Source organism: Mycobacterium sp., assembly GCF_029961025.1.
In the GTDB taxonomy this organism is placed as follows: Bacteria; Actinomycetota; Actinomycetes; order Mycobacteriales; family Mycobacteriaceae; genus Mycobacterium.
In genome coordinates this window covers 13,679-33,423 of sequence record NZ_JASBVP010000019.1, presented here as the reverse complement: position 1 = coordinate 33,423, position 19,745 = coordinate 13,679, and the positions used below count along the sequence as shown (strand labels likewise).

Genomic DNA, 19,745 nt, shown 5'->3' with positions numbered 1-19,745 from the left:
GCAGCCGCCGAAGGGCGGCGGCGGCGTGGGTAACTTGCCGCGTCGTGATGCGGCCGAGCGTGCCGAATCGGCCCCCGCCGCTAATCGCCCCCCTGAATCCCCAACCCCGAGGAGAAAGGCCGTCGTCCCCGAACCGGGGGTCGTCGACCGAAGCTAGCACAAAGCCCGACCGCTAATCCCCCTGGTGGGGGAGTATCAACGCCGAAGACGTAAGCGGTCCTTGGGAGGAACGGGTGATTTCGAGCCCGACGGTCGTGGCGCGCTGTCAGGCTAGCGGCGCTCTCGGCAGCCAAAGCAGCCGTGATCGCCCTTCGGTTGGCTGTAGAGCTGTTCACCGACGGCTGCGGCTTCGCGGCGCAGTGACACCCCAGGCCTGCACCGACCTGGTGTGCCGAATCGTGGCGGCGCTCGCTGACCCCGACGCGATGGCTGAGGCGTGCATCAACGCGAGCCCGACAAAATCGGGCGCCTCGAGGAAGGCGAGGGCGGCGAATCGGCCCGGTGTCGCCCGGTTGGCCCGACGGGCTACCCCGTTATCGGACGGTGCGTTGATACCAACGTGCCCAACGAGCCCACACTGGCTGCTGAGTTGCGTGCTGCACTGGCGAGTGCCGACGACGAGGATGTGTTGTGAGTGAGCCTTCGTGAAATGGCAAGGCTTGCGGCTGTTGGAAGACGAACTGCACGAGCTGCGGGGTTATAGGTGTCGGCCAACGCTGGGGTGAACTGCGCAGACAGCCCGGTCAGCTCGGCCAACTCACGCAACATCCCCACCCCGGCGGCGACACCACCCCTTCGCCGTCCGCCGAGACCTTCACTCGAGAAACCAACGCGCTATTGTTCACCTAGCGACAAAGGGTCGCTAGGAAGCTGGCCGTTCCGGTTCGTACACCGCCGCTCACTGTTGCAGACATCGCACTGATATAAATTGGGTGGCCATGTCAACCGCCGACTGACAACAGAAGGAAACATCGATCGAGGTCTTGACGACGCAACATTTCCGCTTTGATCTTCGGCGATACCACCCACTCTACAAGGAACGTTGCACAGTGGTGGGATCTACGCTGTTGGCAATACGATCGAGGGGTTCCAACCCGCCCGGCATCGCTGAGTCGAACGTAGTTGGTATGTGGACTTCCACCGGCAGAGGCGTGGCGCGGTGAACCGCAAGTCTGCGGCTGCATGGTGGGCGGGTCAGGGAGTCCAGGCAGGGTTTTGATGAATTGCGACGGCTCTCGAGAGGGTGTCGTGGGCGCAGAACGAAGCGCCAAGACGCCGAATCCGGCGGCGGATGCTCTGGACGCGCTCCCGGCACCGAGCGACCTGAGCTTCAGTGCAGCTGGCAACCTCTATGCCACCCATGGCCTTCATGCCTTTGCGGCCAGGTGCCCGCCACCGCTCGTGGCGTGGGCTCTCCGGAGTTTCAGCCGACCAGGCGACGTCGTGCTCGATCCAATGTCGGGCAGCGGTACGGCGATGGTCGAGGCTTGCCTGCTTGGGCGGGTGGCACGGGGCGCCGACATTGACCCGTTGGCCCGCCTGATTACCAAGGTGAAGGCAACGCCACTCGATCTAAATGCCCTCGACAAGAGCATCGCGGAAGTTGCTCGATTGCTTCACCGTGGTCGACTAGACGATACGTGGCGCCCCGAGCTTCCTGGCTGTGAACGCTGGTTTCGTCCGGAGGTCGCGGCCGATCTCGCCCGCATTCGAGAGGCTATTTTCCAAGTGGGCACCGATCCTGATGTAGCGGACCTTTTGTGGCTATGCTTCTCGTCACTGATCGTGGCCCGAACATCGGTTGCGAACGCCCGAGACCTCGTCCACTCCCGACACCATTACCGGGAGTGGGAGTGCGACCCGGGCTGTATCGGGCGCTTTGCGGTGCGAATGGCTCGAGCACGCCGCATGATGGCGGAGTATCGAGATCAGCTCAGCGTCAATGGAATTTCAGTGCCGGACGTGTCGGTGATCGGCGGAGACGCCCGCATGCTCGACATGCCGGATGACCACGTCGATATGGTCTTCACCTCACCTCCATACTGCTCGGCTCTGGACTACACGAGAGCTCACATGTTTGCAGTGGCATGGATGCCGGAAGTGCTGTCCGCCACTGTCGAGCAGTACCGCATTCTCGGACGTGAATATGTCGGCAGCGAAAGGGCGCCGCTAGCCGAGGCCACGCCCGAACATCCCATGCCGACGGCCACTGGGGTGGCAGCGATCGACGAGGTGGTCGACAGCTTGAAGGGAGAGCCGCGCCGAGCGTGGATCGTGTACCGGTACTTCCGGGACATGCAGAAGGTCCTCAACGAGTGTGCTCGGGTGATTCGTCCTGGCGGGTATGTTGTGCTTGTCATTTGCCCGTCGAACCTCAGACGGGTGGCGATCCCGACGCACCGCCTTCTAGCAGAACTGGCAGGTGCGGCTCCCCGCCGTAAACGGCTTGAGTTTGTGGACTGGCGAGAGCGGACAATCCACGACCATCGCCGTGTAATGCCATACCTCCCATCCGCGTTTGGCCAGCGAATGCGCACCGAGTATGTCCTCGTTCTACGTCGCCCCCAGGTACCAAATGAGCGAGGCTGACCCAGACCCGGCTGTCTTGCAGCATTTACACGACGCGCTCGTGATCGGTCGCGATCGCTCTTCGGCTGCACATCGCATGGCCCAGCTGCTTTTGCCCGCCTTGCAGCGGCGCTTCGCTCGAACGGAACTGCCGGACCCGCACTCGGTCAACTCCCTGATCGGATTAAGCATCGCCCGGTATCTCCATGATCCCAGCCGGTGGCAGCCAGAGCGTGGGCCGCTGCTCGCCTTCCTGTGGCAAGACATCAGCGGGGACATAAAAAACGAACGCGACGCCCGCGCCCGGTTACGTCGTCACGAAGTACCCGACAGCGATGTAGTCGAAGTCGTCGGCGCCGACCGGAACGTAAACGTAGAACAGAAAGTGTTGGACGATATGGATCCCTTTGACATGGCGCGCTCACTAACGGCACGCGCCGGCGCCCACATCGCCAGCTTCGATGCGCAGGACCGTCGGCTGATCGAGCTGCTGGCGGACGGAGTCCGCAGCACAAGCTCTTATGCCGAAGTCCTTGGGATCGCGCACCTACCTGTCGCCATGCAGGCCAAGGAAGTAAAGCGGCACAAAGACCGCTTGAAGAAAAAATTGGGGGTGATCCGTGGCCAGCTCGACAAAGCCGACTGACCTTGGCCCTGTCATTCGCGCTCTTCAGGATTATCCCGGCTTCCTCGCGGGGTGGTTGTCGGCGACCCCCGGGGCTGACCGGTGGATACCGGAGCGCCTCGGACTGGCAGCGGCATCACACCAGCGGTTGCTGCTCAGCCGTGCACCCCGCCCTGACCGTTTTTTAACCGATGTGACGGAGATCGCTGGCTACGTCAACACTGATCCTGACGCACTGGCGGCCGTGCTCCGGGAAGCGGGTGTGCTCGCCGCATTGAGCCAGCGTCGCGCCACCGCACCAAATGAGACCCAGCCGAGTTTGACCGGGATGCTCGCGGCAGCACGGGATGTGGTCGCCGAGCAACTCCCGGTCGGCCCTGCGCCTAGTGGCCCACGGGAGCTTGCGGCTGCAACGTGGGAAGCAACGCCGTCTGACGTCCGGGAACGACGTGATGTTCAAGCAGCGGTGGTGTGGACATCGCCAGCCATGGTCGTGTCTTTGAAACAGCTCCATCTCGCTGCTGTCAACGAATGGTTGGAGGAGCGCGGCGTGCCGCCCCTTCCCGACGGCGTGGGATGGCTACGCGGACTACTAATCGCCTGGCGCGGCCACGCCGCGATTTTTGTCGACGGCACCCTCCCTGAACCTGAGCGTCGGTTTACTCTCGCACACGAGCACGGCCACCTACTGCTCGACTACTTTGTGCCCCGCCAGCGGGTGATGCGTGACGCGCCCGAGCTGCTCGACGTCATCGACGGGCACCGTCTGCCCACCGACGCGGATCGCGCCCGCGCCATCTTGGCAAGGGTGCCGCTGGGTGTGCACACCCACATGCTGCATCGTGACGATCACGGGGGAGCCGCAGAAACAACCCTCCGAGCCGAAGAAGGCGCCTCAATCTACGCGTTGGAGCTGCTCGCTCCGTGGGATGATGTGCTGAACATGCTGCGGGCAAAGCCTTTGCGAGGCACCTATTCGGAGTGTGTAGCGGCTGCGGCTGCGGAGCTGGCGGAAGCCTTCGACATTCCGGCAGAAGCTGCGCAGGTGCGGGCCACGGGAGCGCTCGCTGCGCTGGGCATTCGACCAGGGTTCTTTGACCGATGACCGTCGAAGTTCTGATTCCCTGTCGGAACCTCCTAAGCGACGGGGAGACGTAGCCGCACGAGAAATGAGAAATGATGGACGAGCACGAGACTCCCGAGTCTGGGGACCTCGCCCCATTGAATGGTGTCGGCTCGTCCGGCTTCGCCAAAGCTTTCGGCGAGCCGCTGGAAGTTGTCCTCGACCTAACCACCTGGCATAGTGGCACCGACCTGCAAGGCCTTTACGAGCGCCTCGAACTCGACACCCATATCGGTCAAGCCCTTGCGCAGGAGGACCGGGCGGCAGCGGCAATCCGATCCACCATTCTTCCAGAGCTCCGTGATCGAAGTCGCCCAAGTGCCCCGCCTCTTGGTGGATTTTGGCCGGTGGATCTGAGTGAACTCGAGAAGATCCACCGGGGCACCCTCTTCGCGGGCCACGTCGACGCCTGCGACAGCACGGTCCAGGTTCATGAATCCCTGGCGCTCACAATCATTCAGATCGGTATCGCACTCGTGGGCTACCACGGTGACGAGGGCACCTGGGCCCATCGCCTGTACCGGCGGGACCTGCAAGGGTCGCCCGTCAACGCGGTTGAGCTCGCCCGTCAGCTACTGGATCTCCGTGACGCACACTCACCACGGGGGCCTGATGACGCCCGTGACCAGCTCACCGAGCTAGGCCGGCGCGGTATCACCTCCTACGCGGAAAGGGCAGTGCTGACTCGGCTGTCGGGCGCCGACTGGAGGATGGGCAGAGGCAGCCCTGCTCCCTACGAACTGTTAACCGGGGCAGGCGCCATGGACCTGGTCTTGCCGAGCTTGGATGTCCTCGAAGAACTCCTGACGGATCACCGAAGGTTTATCTTCGTCCCAAGCCGGGGCCATCGCGGCTTGCTTACGATCGGTCGGGCGCTCGCTCCCTTGGAATTCGCGGTTATTCACAAGCTGCGCACCTACATCGAGGACATGGTCAACAAAGGCCACCTGCGCGGACAGCGCCTACGGCGGGCGAAGGAATTTGTTGGAAACGCGGGTGAAGCCGTCGCCGTCGGCGTCTTCCGGGCCTCCAGCCAGGCCCCGCCTTATGTTTTCTACGGACCCGCCGAGGAAGAGCTGTGCGCCCAGGCGGCGTCCATCGCCCTCGCTGACGCGGTCATCCAGGAGCACCGCGGCTATCCCATGCTTCTCGACATGGCTAAGCAGTTCTGTACCGCGGCTTTCGGTCGCGAGGAGTTTCTGGGGCCAATACAAGCCGCCTACGCCGCTCGCAACGAGCCGCTGCCCCCGGAGACCTGAGGCAAGCTGATAAAGGAGTAGTACCGAATGTCCGATCCATCACCCTCCCGATCACAAGGCGACCTCGAGCCCGCTAATGACGGGGATCTCACCCGACTACCCAGGGAATTCCTCGAGCCGATCACCGACGTTTCGCGGTACAACGAGCCTGAAGAGGCCAAGGGGGCTGTTGGTCGCACCATGTTTGACACTCCCGGCGCCCAGGACGGCTCTGTGACCGTCCTGCTGCCCAAAGAGACCATTCAGGCGGTGCCTATCCAGGCGATGGTCCGTATCACGTCTGACGATGGAAGGCGCTATCTAGGGATTGTTACCTCGGGTCCCTTTGCGGAGCCTGACGGGTTGCGCGCCGACGCAAACGTCATCGTCACGACGAGCGTGCGCGGCGGCATCCTCATGCCTCGATACCACGGACGCGTCCAGGTAGAACTGCTAGGCGAAGAGCTGGACGGCCGCGTCGTTCCACCTCGCTTCCGCCCGCTCCCAAACAGTCCTGTGCATGTGCTGACTCCCAAAGAAAAACTTGCCGCGCTTCATCCGGACGGCGATCTTCAACTCGGTGTGTTAATGGGTGACCCGGATGTCACTATCGGTATACCCTCCGATCGAAAATCCGTGCTGCCACGCCACCTTGGTGTGCTGGGAACCACTGGTGGAGGAAAATCAACCACTATCAGCAGGCTCATCGCCGAGGCTCAGGCGGCGGGGATCGCCGTCGTCCTACTCGACACCGAGGGCGAGTACGTGCATATCGGAGAGCCGACCGAAGACGACGCTATGCTGGCTGCCCTCGAACGTCGTGGCATGAAGCCGGTGGGTGTTCCCAACACCCACCTGTTCCATTTGGTCGGCACCGACACTGCCCACCCGAACCATCCACATCGCACGGAGTTCGGACTGTCTTTCCCGGCCCTCTCGCCCTACACCGTGGCCGAGATCGTCAACATGACTGATGCCCAGCAGGAGCGTTTCTTTCGGACTGTCGATGTGGCCAAGCAGGTGCTGCGCGATCTAAAGATCTATCCCACTAACGCCGAACAAGAGCGTCAGGTGTTGGAACTCAACGAGTTCGAGGAGGGTTACCCTACCCTTACCTTGTCTAAGGTCATCGATCTCGCAAGCGTGTTCCTTGCCGTCGCCGACCACGCCAGCACGGATGACCTCGATCTTTACAACCGTGAATTCCAGGGCGCTCAGGCGATGGCGGCAATCCTCAAGCGAGTTAACGCCACCAAGCCGCAACACGCTGTCAGCTGGCGGGCGACGTTGGCGCGCCTGTGGCGATTGCACCGCATGCGTATCTTCGACCAGCCACGCTATCCGGCGCTCCGCTACGGGGCGCTCTTACGCCCCGGCCAAGTCTCTATCATCGACCTTTCAGGTACCGACTCGCCAACCATCAACAATATCGTCATCGCTGACATGTTGCGAAACATCCAGCGCGCTCAAGATGACGCATACCAGGAATGGGAACGCCGAGGTGCGGTCGGGCAGCCGCGCAAGGTGATCGTAATTATCGAGGAGGCCCACGAATTCCTGTCCGCCGATCGAATCGCCAAGATGCCGATCCTTTTCGAGCAGGTCTCGCGGATCGCAAAACGCGGTCGCAAGCGCTGGCTTGCCCTAGCCTTCGTGACGCAGTTACCGCAACACTTGCCGCGGGAAGTCCTCGGTCTGGTTAACAATCACGTCTTGCATAAGATCAGCGATGAGGCTGTCATCCGTACCCTGCGGCATGTGATTCCTGGCGTCGACGACGGCCAGTGGCGTCGCCTTCCTGCGCTTGCTCCCGGGCAAGCGGTGGTGTCGTTCACTCACATGGCGCGGCCACTGCTTGCCGCCATCGATCCGACGCCGTGCCGTCTCCGAATGATCGACTGAACCAGGATCAAGCGTCGAACTTGCATTGTTGGGCTGGAACCTTCCGGTGAAGCGCATGGAAAAATGCGCCCGACACCGAAAGGACCAGTTACTATGCCCGAGATTTATCTGACCGCAACCAGCTTATGCATTGAGCATCTCGAATGCACCGACCCCGAGGTGCTGGACTTCTTCTCCGATGTCCCTGATGGAAGCCGGGCAGGCCTGGCCTGCAGAGTTCTCGCGCTTGGAGTCACTGGACTTCGGGTGATGGGAGTCGCCGGTCAAGTCGAGGTTGTCGAACGGGAATTCCTCAAACTCTCTCAGCGCTTCGACGCAGCCCTGGGAGCTGTCGAAAGCGATCTGCTGAAGCGCGTCCATGCAACCTTCGACCCTGATCACGCCGAGTCGGTATCCGCGCGCCTGTCGGCGTCCATCGAGCAGGCTCACGGCGCTGCCAGTAATGTTGTGGCGCAAGCCCGCGTAGAGCTAGCCAAGCTGATTGGCGACTCATTTAACCCCGACCTCGCCACTAGCTGTGTATACCGGATCGCCAAACTGGTAGCTGATACACAAAGCCAGCTCGATCGCGCTTTCGATCCAGCTTACGAAGGGAGCCACCTCTCCAAGCTGGCCAAGATGGTCGAGTCCTACTTCGGCGCGGATGGAACCCTCTCCGCGCTCGTCGCCGCTCAGGTTGCGCCGGCAAAATCCGAGTTTCTTCAAGCCCTTCAAGGCGTTCGGGAACTCATCGTAGGCCGGGCGATGGCTGCCGAAGAACGCCACCACTCACCGGCGTCGGGTCTCGATTTCGAAGATGAGGTCGAAGAGGTACTGTGCCGCCTGGCCAACGCTTACGGCGACACCGTAGAGCGGGTCGGCACCCAGGCCGGAGATACTGGGCGCTCCAAGCGCGGCGACTTCATCGTTCAGCTCCCTGATGGTTCACGCTTCGTCGTTGAGGCCAAGAAGCGTTCGACTGCCTTGCCGCTGCGCGGTGATCGCGGCGTGTTGGCCATGCTCGATGAATCGATGGTTAATCGAGGAGCCACGTTCGCAGTGGCGGTTGCCAAGGACCACAACGCCTTCGCCAAGGAGGTTGGGGCATTCAACGATTACGACGCAAACAAGGTGCTTTGCCGTTTCGGCGATGGCGGCGAGCTTCTCGAAGTCGCCTACCGCTGGGCTCGCACAGCTCTCAAGCTAGGTGTGGCTAGCGACGCGGGTGTAGACGTGAGTATCGTCGCCAACGCGATCGACGAAGCTCGTCATGCGCTGCGGGAGCTGGCCCGCATCGAGGCTAAAGCTAAGTCGATTGCCCAAGGGGCCGACGAGATCCAGAGCCTGCTGAGATTGCAGGTCCGGCGCATGAATAACGCCCTCGATGAAGCAACTGCAGGGCTCGTTGACCACGAGGGGCAGGCCGCGTCGTGACAGCTCGCCGCCAATCGTCAGGCCCTGACTGTCCGTTTAAGCCGTAGTTCCCCCTGGTCTGGTGATGAATGCGCTGTGACCTGCGGTTTTGTGTTGTCCACTGACTACATGTAGCCGAGGCGGTGAGTGGTGCCGAGTAGTTCGAAGGCACGGTGCTGCAGTGCGGTGGGGGTGGTGAACATGGTGAATGCTGCCATGTCGGCGGTGGGTTGGATTCGGTTGGCGCAGAGGGTGGCCAGGTCGGCGAGCAGGCTGGTGAAGCTGTGTACCGGGGTGGCGTCGTCGGTGCGTTTGCGGGCGGCTTTGGCCAGGGCGGCATCGGAGCGTTGAGCGGCGACAACAGGATTGACGCGTTTAGCGGCGCCGGCAGCTTTGTCGTGGTCATAAAACAGCAGGGGAGCCAGGGCTTGCTTCATGTGCCAGCTGATGTAGTAGGACAGCATCCGTAGGAACATGTGGGCGCGGACCCGGTCAGCCAGGCGGTGGTGGATGGGCCGCACGTCAAGCTCGCTGTTGAGGGTGCGGAAGAACCGTTCGACGTCTTCGAGTCCCTTGTAGCGCAACACGACGTCGTCGCGGTCCAAAGCGGTGGTGGGCAGGTTGGTGCGCAGCACGTAGATGCCATCGAGGGCGGCTTCGGCGGCGATAGCCTCGTCGTTGCGGGTGAAGCTGAACGCGGTGTCGGTGATGGTGAGGTGGAAGTGTTTGGCCATCTTGTGGCGGTTGATCACCTTGCCGACCCGCAGGGCGATCGTGTCTTTGCCGCGCAACGGGCGCCGTGTTCGGGTGGTGGCTGCCGCGATGGCGGACAGTTGTTTTTCGGTGGCCGCCAACAACTCGTGACGCTTGCGGGTGCGCCGTTGGGCCAGGTCGGGGTTGTGGCAGGCGATCAGGCGTTCACCGGGGTAGTCCGGGGAGTCGATCTCGGCGAGGTCTTGGGTGTCAAACAAGCTCAGCTGCAAGGCGTCGGCTTCGACGAGGGCCTTGATCTGGGGGGCGCGTAGCGCGGTGATCCAGTCCAGCCCGGCGGGGTGAAGTTCGGCGGTGATGCGCGCGCTGGTGATCATGCCGCGATCACCCACCAGAGCCACCCGGGATAGCCCGAACCGGTCTTTGAGCTTTTCGATCTGCACAGACAGGGTTTTCGGGTCGGCGGTGTCGCCGTCGAACACCTCGATGGCCACCGGTATCCCGGTGGAGGTGCACAGTAGTCCGTAGACGATCTGCAGGCGTCCTTTGACCCCGTCGCGGGCGTGCCCGATCTTGCCCAGTGGGCAGGTGCGGCCCTCAAAGGCCGCCGAGGACACGTCGTAGAGCACCACGGTGCCATCAGCTAGATGCCGTGCGGCCAGCTGGTCTTCGATGCTCTCTTTGCGGGCCAGCGCCCAGTCCATCGCCGCATACAGGTCGTCCTCGTCGGCCCCGTCGACCCCCAGCACCTCACCTAGCGAGCTGGTCGCGGTCTGGGCGCGCAGTCCGCGGGCGGTGGCCAGCTTGGATGCCGGGGCGATGACCTGGGCCACCAGCATTGCCATCACCAGATTGCGCCGACGTGACGGTGTCGGGTCGATGAGTTCTTCGACACCTAGGCCGCGGGCGGTGCCCAGCACCGCGGCCACATGCCCATGCGGCAGGCTGCGGGTGATCTCGAAGGCCTCGGATAGATCGCCCACCGTCGGCAAGCCTTTGAGCACCCGCGTCAACGCCTCGACCTTGGGCGCTGGCCAGCGCGACAGGTTGGCCAGGGTGCGGTTTTTCACCTTGCCGTCCTGGCGGTAGGACTCCCGCAGCAGAATCGCCGGCGGTGACCCGCGATTCGGCACCCGCGCCACATACATGTCTACTTTATATCACATAAAACCAGCCAGTATGGCCCGCCACTATATGACACGCCGCAACAAATTTAGAATACATGTCTACACTCACGTTCGGCTGCGGATGCAAAGCGTCTGCTCAGCAACGGAAAACAAGAACCAGACCCGTCTAGCGGGGGGAACTACGGACTAAAGCCGCTTCACGCCGCGATGTTTCTGCCGAGATTGCGTACTTGACAAGAGCATTGAAAGCGCCCACCTTGCGAGAGTCGGTCTCTCGACTGGGCGAGCGAGCCCGCGCCGAGAACTGGAGCCACGAAGAGTTCCTGGTGGCCTGCCTGCAACGCGAGGTCTCCGCGCGGGAGTCCCACGGCGGTGAAGGCCGCATCCGAGCAGCTCGCTTCCCGGCACGCAAATCGTTGGAGGAATTCGACTTCGAGCATGCCCGCGGCCTCAAACGCGACACCATCGCGCACCTGGGCACCCTAGATTTCGTCACCGCACGCGACAACGTCGTGTTCTTGGGCCCACCCGGGGTTGGTTAACACTGCGCTTTTCTCCTATCAGCTGTGTCGAATAGTCCAGGCTGGTCGGGTTTGACCTGGATACGCAGGCCTTTTCGGCGTCCGCGGTTGACGTGGACGGCTTGCAGTTCGCCGCGTTGGACCTTGTGCAACACGGTTTGACGGGCGACGCCGAGGGCTTTGGCGGCCTCGTTGAGTCCGAGCCAGCCCTCGGGTGCTTCGGGCCGGATGCGGTCACGCAGGGCCTGGTCGATGCGGATGCGCCACGGCGCTCCGGGGTGATTTGGTCGGCGGTGATGAAGCCCTCACGGATCCACCGGTAGAGCGTGCCCCTGCTGACCGTGAGCAGCTTTTCTGCCTCGGTGATGGTGACCACGACCACATCATTGTCTGTCGGTCCGACATCGGGCTGCACTGGCGGCTGATAGACGGGGATGTCGTGGTTGGCGCGCAGGGTCGCCACCCGTGCCCGGGTGAAGGGCAGCCCGGTGGCCGTGCGGCGCTTCTGTTTGGCCAGGATCGCCGCGATCGCCCGGTCGTCGTAGTGTTGGGCGAGTCGCCGGACCAGGGCGATGGTGTCCTCGCTTGTGACGCGCAGGGGCCCTCCGGGCTTGTTCATCGGCATCGAGACCTCAGTGACGGCCCCGCCCTGCCAGACGATGCGCAGGTCGGCGATGCGCCGTGGGCGGTGCACGGTGAGGCCGATCTCGGTGATCATGGCGCGGATGAGTTGTTTGCGTTCGCGCACCGTGGTGGTGGGTGCATCGAAGATGGCGCGGATGTCGGCGCCGGCGGTGGCGATCCAGGCGAGCTCCTGTTCGGTCAGCGCGACCGAGCGGCGGGCGCGTTGGGCGGCCAGATCGTTTTCGGCGGCGCGGACCGCAGCCAGTTTTGCTTCCAGATTCTTCTCTAAAGTTCTTGCTACCAACCGGTTCTCGGGTTCGACGTTGTCGAACTGACGACGCGCCCGGTCGGCCTCGTAGCGGGCGCGTTCGATGGCCAACTCGAACACCGCCAGGTCTCGTTGGTAGTTGGCGTCGGCCTCAGCCAGAGCTTGGGCGGTGGCAGTAAGGGCGGCCGGTGCCAGCACGTCAAACATCTCATCGAGGACGGTGTTTTCCAGCCGGATGCCGCCGATGCTCTGGCAGACGTGCTCGCCGGCATACAGTTGTTTGGCGCGGGCGCACACATAGCGGGGGCAGTTGCCCGTGGTGCCCGAGTAGCCGGTCTGCATGATGCGCCCGCACCGCCCGCACCGCAGCAAGCCCTGCAACAAGGCACGGCCCTCGCGCACCGCCCCGCCGGCCTGCTCGCGGGGTCGGCGCCAATTACCGCGCAGCCGTGCGGTGTTGGACTCATAGGCCTCCCAGCTGATATATCCGGGATGATGATCGGGGATGAGCACCTCCCACTGCTCACGCGGCACCAGCCGATCCCGCGAGTGCACGGCCCCAGTGGCCGGGTCCACTCGTTTTTCGGTGCGGGTGCGACCGAATACGAACGCCCCAGCGTAGGCGGGATTGGTCAGCAAGTCATGCACCGCCGGGTAGGTCGCCGTTGCCCAGGTGATACGTCGAGAACCGTTGCGCCGCCGCGGCAACAACACCCCGTCTTCGCGCAGCCGGATCAGCACTTGGCGCGCCGAGCCGAGCTCCTGGAAGCGGCGAAATACCGTGATGATCGCCTCGCGCACCGCCTCATCGGCAGTGATCACCACCCGATCGTCCTCGTCGTAGTCCAGGCCGACCGGCAGCCCTTGCCGTAGTTCGCCTTTGGCTGCCTTGTGTTTCAACCCGGCGGTCAGGCGGGACTTGATCAGGTGCAACTCGGCCTCCGACATGGTGCCCTTGAGCCCCAGCACGAGTCGGTCGTTGAAGTCGGCCGGGTGATAGACCCCGTCGGCGTCGGCGATCAGGGTGTCGGTGATCGCGCACAAATCCAGCAGCTGATACCAGTCGGCATTGTTACGGGCCAACCGCGACACCTCGATGCCCAACACGATCCCGACCTTGCCCAGCCCGACATCGGCGACGAGTTCCTTAAAGCCGAGCCGCCCATCGGCTTGGGCCCCGGAGCGGCCCAGGTCGGCGTCGATCACCACCACCTGATGAGCCGGCCAGCCCAACCCAACCGCACGTTCGCGCAATTCGTACTGGCGGGCAAGGGATTCGGTGTGCTGAACCATCTGCGTTGGGGTGGACTGACGCACATACACGTAGGCATCGCGGGATCGATGCGAGACGCTGATCTTGTCGGTCGTCAATAACAGCGCCGGCCCCGACACGCCCGACTGCACGGTGTCACGCATCGCGCACCTCCGCGACCGCGCTATCGGAATCAGCGAGGGCACCTTTGGCGATCATCCTGGTGAATCGCCCTGGAAATGCTGGAGGCTCCAGACCTTGGAATCGAGGATGGAGTCATGCCGAAGAAACAGTCACCGCCGAGCAAGCCGACGAGTCGCCGCTACAGCGCCGAGCAAAAGGCCGGAGCGGTACGGATGGTCCGGACATTACGGGCGGAGTTGGGTAGCGACCACGGCGTTGTCGCCCGGGTCGCCGATCAGCTTGGCTACGGGGTGGAGTCGGTGCGGACCTGGGTGCGCCAGGCCGACATCGACGACGGCTATCAGCCCGGGGTGTCGACCACCGAGGCGCGACGCATGAAGGAACTCGAACAGGAGAATCGAGAACTCAAGCGCGCCAACGAGATACTGAAACGAGCGGCGAGTTTCTTCGGGGCGGAGCTCGACCGCCAACACAAGAAATAGTCGACTTCATCGACGCCAACCGGGAAGAATTCGGGGTCGAGCCCATCTGCACCGTGCTGCACAGCGCAGGCGTGTCGGTGGCCCCGAGCACCTACTACGCTGCCAAGAAACGCGGCCCGTCGAAACGAGCCTGCCGGGATGCGGTCATGGGTCCGGTCCTGGTCAAGCTCTTCGAGGACAACTACAGCGTCTACGGCGCCCGTAAGCTGCACAAAGCCGCCGTCAGGGCCGGCCACGACATCGGCCGCGACCAGGTAGCGCGGCTGATGCGCGCCGCCGGCATCGCCGGGGTGCGCCGCGGCAAGAAGGTCCGCACCACCCGACCTGAAGAAGGTGCCCAACGCCACCCGGACCTGGTCAAGCGGAACTTCACCGCAGACGCCCCCAACCAGCTGTGGGTGACCGATCTGACGTTCGTGCCCACCTGGGCTGGGGTGGCCTACGTCTGCTTCATCATCGACGTGTTCAGCCGGATGATCGTCGGCTGGCGGGTGGCCTCGAACATGCGCACCACGATGGTGCTTGATGCCATTGAGATGGCCCGCTGGTCGCGCGGAGCTGTGTTGGCGGGCTTGCGCTGTCACTCAGACGCCGGCAGCCAGTTCACCTCGCTTCGCTATACCGAGCGCCTCGCCGAGATCGGCGCAGTGCCCTCGATCGGCACCGTAGGCGACAGCTACGACAACGCTCTGGCCGAGACCGTCAACGGCTACTACAAGGCCGAGCTGATCTACGGTCCCGCGCGGCCCGGCCCGTGGAAGACCGTCGAAGACGTCGAGCTAGCCACCCTCGGCTGGGTGCACTGGCACAACACCGCCCGGTTGCACGGCTACCTCGGCCACCTACCGCCAGCAGAATTCGAGGACACGTTCTACGCTGGCAGACGGACCGACCAAGCCCTGGTCGGAATCCAATAAACCGAGCCTCCATCGAACCCAGGGCGGTTCATGGCTAACAGCCCCAACACCTGGTGGCGGATCTCCTCCGGCAAGCTCTGCCACAGACTGGCAGACACCGGTACATCGAGCAGACCGAGCGACAGCTGACATGGGGCAGCTATTCTCAAAGCGCGCAAGTGGGTTCACCTCTCCTGCAATCGTGAGCGCGATCAGGGACGAGGCGAACCTACTTGTGCTTTGTCGACAATTCCCGCGACGCGCGAAGCGCACAGCCGCTGAACCAGTGAATGCAGCTCCCGCAGGCCGGCCGCGTCCAGCACCGCCACCGCGCCCTGCGGTCCACCGACACCGAACACGTCCGTCGCATCAGCGCGGATCGTGCCAGGCGAGCCATCCGGCAGATCGACCACCAACATCAACACGCCGTTCCACCGCTTAAACGACCGAGCCGCCAACAAACGCCCGAACAACGGATGCGTCTCCGCCATCACCCGCACGTCACACGGTAAAACCGCACGCAACTGTTGCAGTCTGTCGCCTTCACTGTCGGGGTGGGCAAAACCCATGTGGCACAAGCACTTGGGCACGCTGTGGCCCGCCGCGGCGGCGACGTCCGCTTCGCCAAAACCTCCCGCATGCTCTCCGATCTGGCCGGCGGGCACGCCGACCGCAGCTGGGGCCAACGCATCCGCGAATACACCAAACCGCTCGTTTTGATCCTTGACGACTTCGCGATGCGCGAACACACCGCCATGCACGCCGACGACCTCTACGAACTCATCAGCGAGCGCGCGGTCAACGGCAAGCCACTGATCCTCACATCCAACAGAACGCCGAACGACTGGTACGGCCTATTCCCCAACCGGTCGTGTCCCTGCGGCGGTGTAAAAGGGTTCGGACGTAGGTTCCCTCGAAGACGAGCAAGTCTGAAGGAAGGAGCCCACGTCCGTGTCGAAGAGGATATCGCCTGCGCAGCAGTTGCAGGCAGAAATTGATGAGGTGTTCGCCGGTGGCGAGGACTTGGCGGGTGCGATCGAGGAAGTAGCCCGGCTCGGGGCGCGGCTGCTGTTGCAGACCGCGATCGAGGCCGAGGTGACCGCGTATCTGGGCCGCGACCGCTACCAGCGTGCCGCAACCTGCGAGGACGTCCGCGCCGGTATGCGCAACGGTTATTGCCCGACCACCGTCAAAACCACTGCAGGGCCGGTGACGCTGGCGCGGCCGAAGGTGCGCGGCACCACCGAGCGGTTCGCCTCCCAGCTGTTCGGCAAGGGGGTGACCAAAACCAATGCGCTGGAGTCGCTGGTGATCGCCGGGTTCGTGCGCGGCTTGTCGGTCCGCGATGTGGAGGCAACCTTGGTCGAGGCGCTGGGTGAGGCCGCCGCGGTGTCAAAGTCGACGGTGTCGCGGATCTGCGAGGAGATCAAGGCTCAGTTCGAGCAATGGAGCGCCCGCCGCCTCGATGACGTCGAGTTGGATTACTTGTTCCTGGACGGCTCGCATTTCAAGTACCACGCCAACGCCTCAGCCGAGCCGGTGCTGGCCGCGTGGGGCATCGACACCGACGGCAAACCGGTGTTCGTCGGTCTCGACGCGGCCGCCAGCGAGTCCGGTGACGCCTGGGAAGGGTTCCTGACCGGGCTCGGCGAGCGCGGGCTGGCGTGTCCGCTGCTGGTGATTAGCGACGGCGCACCGGGGTTGATCGGCGCGGTCGAGCGCACCATGGGTGCTGCGCTGCGGCAGCGCTGCCTGGTGCATCGCGCCAAAATTAACCGGCCTTCGCGGCCAGGGTCAAGAGGGCAGGTCGGTCGAGTGATGACGGCGTAGTCGTTGAAGGTGCTGATCGAGGCTGGCCGCGACGCGCCGGTGCCTTGCGGCTTCGTCGTCCCAGCCGCGGGCTTGGGCGTCGGCCTGCAGGGCGCGGGTGTCGTCGAGTTGCGCGCTGATCGTCGCGGTGGCCGCTGGGTCGGGGACGAAGAAGTCGCACTGTTCGCAGATGTTGGCGTAGGGGCAAGGTCCGGCGGCTTTAGGCCGGGCGCAAAAGCCATGCGCGAGCCGGGTTTTGAGCATCTCGGCGTGCAGCCAGGCAACCTTGTCAGGCACCGGCGGCGCGGCATTGACGGCGGTCAGTGGGAGCAGTTGCCCGGCGCGGACCTTGTCTATCGCCGCCTGGTAGGCACTGCGGATGGTCGGCGTGGCGAGCTTGGCGTAGCGCAGCGTCATCTCCGGGGTGACGTGGCCCATGAGCGCCATCAGCGCAGGCAGCCCGATACCGCCGTTGATCAGGCTGGTACCGAAGGTGTGGCGCAGCTGGTGCGGGGTGATGTGCAGCAGCTTTCCGTCGCGGCCGCGCAGCTCGGCGGCGGCGACCGCATCGAGCAGGCCCTTGCGCAGCCGGAATGACGTTGGCCGACGGCCGTGTTCGAGGAACAAGAACTCAGTTAGCCGGCCGTCGCGGGGGTGCGGCAGTGCACGCTGGCGGCCCCGTTGGGCGATCCAGGCGTCGATCACTTGCACGGTGTCGGGGTCCAGCGGCACCATGCGTTCGCAGTTGAGCTTGCCCACCGGCACTCGCAGCCAGGTGCCGTGCCCGGCGAAGTCCAGCAGGCAGTCCAGTTCCAAATCGAGCAGTTCGCCAAGGCGCATGCCGGTGGCGCGTAACAGCAGCAGGCCGGTGCGCACAAGCGGGTCATCGAGATTCGCGACGGCGGTCATCAGCGCCCGGTCGACGTCTGGGGTCAGCGCTCGGGGCGGCGCGTCGGGGGTGCGTGGGATGTCGGCGTAGAACAGCAGCCGCCGCGGCGGCGCCGATGGCCAGCCCCAGCCGGCGATGTCTTCGAAGAAGCAGCGCAGGTCGACCACGTCTTGGTGGAATGCGACCACGCCGATGGTGCGGCGCTGGCGGTTCTTGCCGCGCCACGGCCGGGTCCGTGCCCATGCCAGATAGGGCTCAATGTGGCGGGTCCGTTCGATCTGCTCCAGCCGGGTCACCTCAGGATGGTGGTTGGCGAGGTAGTCGAAGAACACCCGCAGCGCCTTGGTTCGCCCGGCCACGGTGTAGGGGCGCAGCGTGGTGGTGATCGTCTGCACGTAGCGGACGACTTCGGTGCGGATCAGCGGCTGGCGCACACCGGCGGCGTGCACGAGTGGTCCGACCGCCACCGGCCCGCTCTGCCGTGGCGGGGTGCTCACGCTGCCCAGCTGATAACAGGCCTGCTGCAAGGCGAACAGCCGGGTGCGGGCGTGGTGACGCGCCGAGGCAGACAGCGCGGCCGATCCATCCAATTGTCCAAGCACACAGGCGAAGTCGTCCTCAGTCAGCTGCCGGACGCGTTTTCCCACGTGCAGGCAAATCGTCGAGGCGGCCAGCAGCCCGACCTGCCGCTGCCAGTTGCTGCTCCAGCCCAGCACCGCGGCGGCCTCGGCGACCGCGGCCACGTTGTCCGGCTCGTGCTCGGCCCACTCAACCGGTAGCCCGCACCCGGATGGTTTGGCCAACAGTAGCTCCACGTCTGGGACCAGGTGCCGCTGAATAAAACACCACGAGACGAACGGCCACGCTTTGAGCCGGTGCAGATCCGCCAGCCGGGCCGCGGTGGGCCGCCGCATCCACACTGCCGGGTTGGGATGCTGTTGCAGGAACTGGCGGGCAGCGCGCCGTCGCTCGAACCGGACGCCTTTGGCGACCATCAGCGCATCGACGTGGACATCGTAGGCCGCGAGCAGCTGCACGCCGGTCCGCAGCGGTGCTGCGGCCGGGTTGACGGCCGCGATGCTCACCATGGCGATGCCTTGCGAGCGGCGGTGTATTCGGCGGCGAGGGTCTCGGCCGATAGGTGCACGTATCTTCCCGTTGTCTCGGGGCTGGCGTGTCCCATCAAGTCCCGCAGCACCAGCAGGTCGATCCCGGCCGCGGCCAGCTCCGTTCCGTAGGTGTGCCGCAGCCGGTGTGGGCGCACCCGGGCCGCGCCCGAGCGGGCACGGTGGGTGCGAAAGATTCGACGCATCCCAGCCTCGGTCAACGGCTGCCCCGTGGTTGGTCCGCGCAGTACGACAAAACACTGTTCGGTCGCGCAATCCGTTGGCCGCTCAAGCCGTAGATAAGCAGCCAGTTCAGCGAAGAACGGCCGGTCCACCGGAACAACCCGTTCACGACCACCCTTGCCGACCACCCGCAATTGTCGGCGGCCAACGTCGACCTCGGCCAACAGCAGACCGCGGACCTCGGCGGCGCGCAGTCCCCCGAGCAGCATCAGCAGCACCATCGCGCGGTCGCGGTGGGTGCCCAGATCGCTCAGAAACGCCTCAACCTCAGCCAGCTCAAGGCTTTCCGGCAATAGCCGCTGTTCGCGCACCAGCCGGCCGCCTGACCGCGGGTGACGAGCCGGGATATGGCCCAGCAGGCCCCGACGCGCCCGAAGCCCGCTGGTGCGCCGCGGTGCCGGCACCGGACTGGCCATCACCACGCCAGTGATCACCGCGAACTCGAACAGTGCCCGCACCGCGGCGATGCGCCGGTTCTGCGTCGCTGGGGCGGAGCCCCGCCGCTCGGATAACCGGACCACTGTCGAGCTCGCAGTGCGCTTGGGCTGGCTCTGCCAGTCCAGATAGTCGAACAAGTCGGTCGGGCGCACCTCGGCCAGACCAACGCCCGGCTCGGCAAGGAACCGCAAGAAGTTCAACACGTCAAACGCATACGCGCGCCGCGTCGCCCGAGCGAAGTTCCTGCCCTTCAGATGCGCCAGAAACCGGTTCACCACCGCGACGTCGTCGCGCTGCCCAGCGGCGACTTCCCCGGCAATGACGAAGACATCTCCGTCGCCGGCCACCCGAAGCCCCATCGGCACCTCCACGCGGAAAGCCACCGAC

General features: G+C 64.3%; 13 protein-coding genes, 3 pseudogenes and 1 other annotated feature. Of the genes and pseudogenes, 10 read left to right on the top strand and 6 right to left on the bottom strand.

What is annotated here, in order from left to right:
• Window positions 1-699 precede the first annotated feature (699 nt).
• Window positions 700-845: pseudogene (locus QJR12_RS17265) on the bottom strand (IS1380 family transposase); the annotation flags it as partial.
• A 337-nt stretch (window positions 846-1,182) separates the two neighbouring features.
• Between QJR12_RS17265 and QJR12_RS17260 the strand changes: the two are divergent.
• The 6 genes from QJR12_RS17260 to QJR12_RS17235 all read left to right on the top strand — a co-directional run bounded on the left by QJR12_RS17260 (window position 1,183) and on the right by QJR12_RS17235 (window position 8,869).
• Window positions 1,183-2,589, top strand: a complete 1,407-nt coding sequence (locus QJR12_RS17260; protein WP_366526324.1) for a DNA methyltransferase — start codon at window positions 1,183-1,185, stop codon at window positions 2,587-2,589.
• Window positions 2,576-3,214 carry a hypothetical protein gene (locus QJR12_RS17255; RefSeq protein ID WP_300584666.1) on the top strand — a complete coding sequence of 213 codons (639 nt, stop codon included), beginning with the start codon at window positions 2,576-2,578 and terminating at the stop codon, window positions 3,212-3,214. The genes QJR12_RS17260 and QJR12_RS17255 overlap by 14 nt, the downstream gene beginning before the upstream one ends.
• A 172-nt stretch (window positions 3,215-3,386) precedes the next feature.
• Window positions 3,387-4,298 carry an ImmA/IrrE family metallo-endopeptidase gene (locus QJR12_RS17250; protein WP_300584664.1) on the top strand — a complete coding sequence of 304 codons (912 nt, stop codon included), beginning with the start codon at window positions 3,387-3,389 and terminating at the stop codon, window positions 4,296-4,298.
• A gap of 74 nt (window positions 4,299-4,372) precedes the next feature.
• Window positions 4,373-5,575, top strand: a complete 1,203-nt coding sequence (locus QJR12_RS17245; RefSeq protein WP_300584662.1) for a hypothetical protein — start codon at window positions 4,373-4,375, stop codon at window positions 5,573-5,575.
• A gap of 27 nt (window positions 5,576-5,602) precedes the next feature.
• A complete protein-coding gene (locus QJR12_RS17240) occupies window positions 5,603-7,456 on the top strand; it encodes an ATP-binding protein (RefSeq protein ID WP_300584660.1) in 1,854 nt (617 codons plus the stop codon).
• A 93-nt stretch (window positions 7,457-7,549) separates the two neighbouring features.
• Window positions 7,550-8,869 carry a hypothetical protein gene (locus QJR12_RS17235; RefSeq protein ID WP_300584658.1) on the top strand — a complete coding sequence of 440 codons (1,320 nt, stop codon included), beginning with the start codon at window positions 7,550-7,552 and terminating at the stop codon, window positions 8,867-8,869.
• Window positions 8,870-8,973: 104 nt separating this feature from the next.
• On the opposite strand, the gene QJR12_RS17230 is transcribed toward QJR12_RS17235, so the two are convergent.
• On the bottom strand, window positions 8,974-10,707 hold the full coding sequence (locus QJR12_RS17230; protein WP_300575322.1) for an IS1634 family transposase: 1,734 nt from the start codon (window positions 10,705-10,707) through the stop codon (window positions 8,974-8,976).
• A gap of 200 nt (window positions 10,708-10,907) precedes the next feature.
• Between QJR12_RS17230 and QJR12_RS17225 the strand changes: the two are divergent.
• Window positions 10,908-11,183 (top strand): annotated as a pseudogene (locus QJR12_RS17225) (ATP-binding protein); the annotation flags it as partial.
• On the opposite strand, the gene QJR12_RS17220 reads toward QJR12_RS17225, so the two are convergent.
• Window positions 11,179-13,392, bottom strand: coding sequence for a recombinase family protein (locus tag QJR12_RS17220; protein ID WP_300584672.1), 2,214 nt, complete (start codon window positions 13,390-13,392; stop codon window positions 11,179-11,181). The pseudogene QJR12_RS17225 and the gene QJR12_RS17220 sit on opposite strands and share 5 nt — an antisense overlap.
• Window positions 13,393-13,629: 237 nt before the next feature.
• On the opposite strand from QJR12_RS17220, the gene QJR12_RS17215 reads away from it, so the two are divergent.
• Window positions 13,630-14,894 (top strand): IS3 family transposase gene (locus tag QJR12_RS17215; protein WP_300576643.1). Its coding sequence is split into 2 segments (ribosomal slippage): window positions 13,630-13,936 and window positions 13,936-14,894, totalling 1,266 coding nucleotides; the frame shifts between segments, so codons are not numbered across the junction.
• Window positions 13,932-14,063: a sequence feature (AL1L pseudoknot), on the top strand. It overlaps the preceding gene by 132 nt.
• A 191-nt stretch (window positions 14,895-15,085) precedes the next feature.
• On the opposite strand, the gene QJR12_RS17210 is transcribed toward QJR12_RS17215, so the two are convergent.
• The gene (locus tag QJR12_RS17210) at window positions 15,086-15,364 is read right to left on the bottom strand and encodes a hypothetical protein (protein ID WP_300584656.1); all 279 of its coding nucleotides are present in this window, start codon (window positions 15,362-15,364) and stop codon (window positions 15,086-15,088) included.
• 57 nt (window positions 15,365-15,421) lie between these two features.
• Between QJR12_RS17210 and QJR12_RS17205 the strand changes: the two are divergent.
• Together QJR12_RS17205 and QJR12_RS17200 are read left to right on the top strand one after the other, a co-directional pair.
• Window positions 15,422-15,739 (top strand): annotated as a pseudogene (locus QJR12_RS17205) (ATP-binding protein); the annotation flags it as partial.
• Between the two features lie 85 nt (window positions 15,740-15,824).
• A complete protein-coding gene (locus QJR12_RS17200; RefSeq protein WP_300584654.1) occupies window positions 15,825-16,703 on the top strand; it encodes a transposase in 879 nt (292 codons plus the stop codon).
• On the opposite strand, the gene QJR12_RS17195 is transcribed toward QJR12_RS17200, so the two are convergent.
• Both QJR12_RS17195 and QJR12_RS17190 read right to left on the bottom strand, forming a co-directional pair.
• Window positions 16,668-18,659 (bottom strand): tyrosine-type recombinase/integrase, encoded by a 1,992-nt coding sequence (locus tag QJR12_RS17195; RefSeq protein ID WP_300584652.1) that lies wholly within the window; start codon window positions 18,657-18,659, stop codon window positions 16,668-16,670. The genes QJR12_RS17200 and QJR12_RS17195 overlap by 36 nt on opposite strands.
• Window positions 18,653-19,741 carry a tyrosine-type recombinase/integrase gene (locus tag QJR12_RS17190; protein ID WP_300584650.1) on the bottom strand — a complete coding sequence of 363 codons (1,089 nt, stop codon included), beginning with the start codon at window positions 19,739-19,741 and terminating at the stop codon, window positions 18,653-18,655. Before QJR12_RS17190 ends, QJR12_RS17195 begins: the two co-directional genes overlap by 7 nt.
• Window positions 19,742-19,745 lie beyond the last annotated feature (4 nt).